Raw genomic sequence first — 1,797 nt, 5'->3', positions numbered from 1 at the left:
TTCGCCGGGGACGCACCCAACCGGCGCAAACGTTTCATCCTGTCAATGTGCCGTACAAAAAGCCCCTGCACACGCCCAACGGCCTGCGCTTCACCTGCGCCGCGAAGCGCAGCGGAGCGGCGTCAGGTGCAAGCGCGTGTTGGGCGCTATAAATCAGCAGGAAAGTCACAGTATCTATACAAAGTTATTACTTCTCCGCTCAACAAGTTTACTTTTGCCAAACATAACATCGGAGCATATGCCGACACCCGTAAAGCAAAATCGTCTTCGTAATTGTCCTTGTGATACGAGCTACCAGGGAACTTCGGGCCAAGGAAGTAATCCACGCTCGCAACCTGTCTTGCGGTTAGCGGACCTTGGTTGTGTTGTACAAGACTAATTACAATATCAGCCTTTTGCCCTGGCAATGTTGACGGTCGCCACCTATGCACTAGAAACACTCCCTGAAAATTCTCATACAGTTTTACCCTTTCGGCTTCAGCATCTTCTTCTCTATGACCGCTCCCTTCGTTCGAAGAAGATGAGGCGATTGCCAAGTTTTCAGGTGAGAAACCAGCGAAAGGCTCGTCGAGTATATCGAGAACATTAATTTGATCCAACAAATTCCGAACAAGCAATTTAGTCAAGTCTCTTGAAGTGGCAGCTACTGCACTTGTGCCAACCCGAATATAGAATTTGCCATCCACCGCAACAGGCACGTTATGCTTTGATACTTGAACTACTACAATTGACTTACTTTCAAAATATTCTATCTTGATCTGAGGTTGCAAGGGTGGATCGCATTGACGAACAACACCAACAATCCGTTGAATAACTTTATCCGGCTGTTCTATGCCAACAATATTTCCCTGGTCGCCAACCCCTATGAAAAGCAATCCGCCTTTGTTATTCGCAAAGGCGGCAACTTCTTTGGCAATGTCACTAGCACTTGAAGGGAACTCCTTCTTGAATTCAACAGTTTCGCTTTCGCCCTGTTGTATCAGTTTAATGTAGTCCATCGGAAAGACCTCACCCTGCGGATAGCGCCCAACGTGAGCGTTAGCGGCAGCGGCGTCGTCTGCAAAACCACTATTGCCATTGTAGCATGAAATTTTGCAATTCGCGCCCCGATTCGCGGGCGGCGTAGCCGCTGTCCGCTGCACGCATTGTTGGGCGTGCCGACCAACCCTACGCCCCTCCGAATGCCCCACCGGACGCCGCGCCCACAAGACCACGGCGGGCAAACGGCGCGCCCCAGAGAGCAACCACGGCACGGATGGACACCTGCCAGCCCGTAGCCACGGCCAAAACCCACCACCGCAGCCCTGCGACCGGAACCGCACCACGCGCCACGGCGGGCGACACCCCACTCCAGGCGCACGGCGCGGGAATACCCTGCGAGAAGCCCGCCCCCACCTGCTGGCACGCAACCCCGACCGGGGACACCCGCCAACACCAACGAAACAACGGCGGGCAGAACAACCTTCACTCGCTACGACGCAGGCGGGCAAACCCGCGCCGCGGGCGAGACGCCATCCCCGTACAGCGGGCGCGCACAACCGGGCACACGGCCACGGACGAGACACCCCGCAGCCCGGACACCCCGCCCCAGGCAAACCCGCACGGCGGGCACAGGCTTTATGCCTTCGCCGGGGACGCGCCCACTCGGCGCAAACGTTTCATCCTGTCAACGTGCCGTACAAAAGCCCCTGCACACGCCCAACGTGAGTTTCAGCGGTGCGGCGTGTTAGCGGTCTCACCACGGCGAACCTGTGCCCTGGTTGCCAATTTTGCCGCCGCCTCACCGCGGCGAAGCCG

At 56.4% G+C, this 1,797-nt stretch carries 2 protein-coding genes; both read right to left on the bottom strand.

Annotation, left to right across the window (positions count from 1 at the left end; genetic code table 11):
- Window positions 1-146 precede the first annotated feature (146 nt).
- On the bottom strand, window positions 147-1,142 hold the full coding sequence (locus tag D6694_11790) for an ATP-binding protein (protein ID RMH38835.1): 996 nt from the start codon (window positions 1,140-1,142) through the stop codon (window positions 147-149).
- Window positions 1,143-1,167: 25 nt separating this feature from the next.
- The gene (locus D6694_11785; GenBank protein RMH38834.1) at window positions 1,168-1,395 is read right to left on the bottom strand and encodes a hypothetical protein; all 228 of its coding nucleotides are present in this window, start codon (window positions 1,393-1,395) and stop codon (window positions 1,168-1,170) included.
- Window positions 1,396-1,797: the final 402 nt, after the last annotated feature.

This window comes from Gammaproteobacteria bacterium (assembly GCA_003696665.1).
Taxonomy (GTDB): domain Bacteria; phylum Pseudomonadota; class Gammaproteobacteria; order Enterobacterales.
The sequence above is the reverse complement of the archived record's forward strand: the minus strand, read 5'-3'. Positions and strand labels throughout refer to the sequence as shown.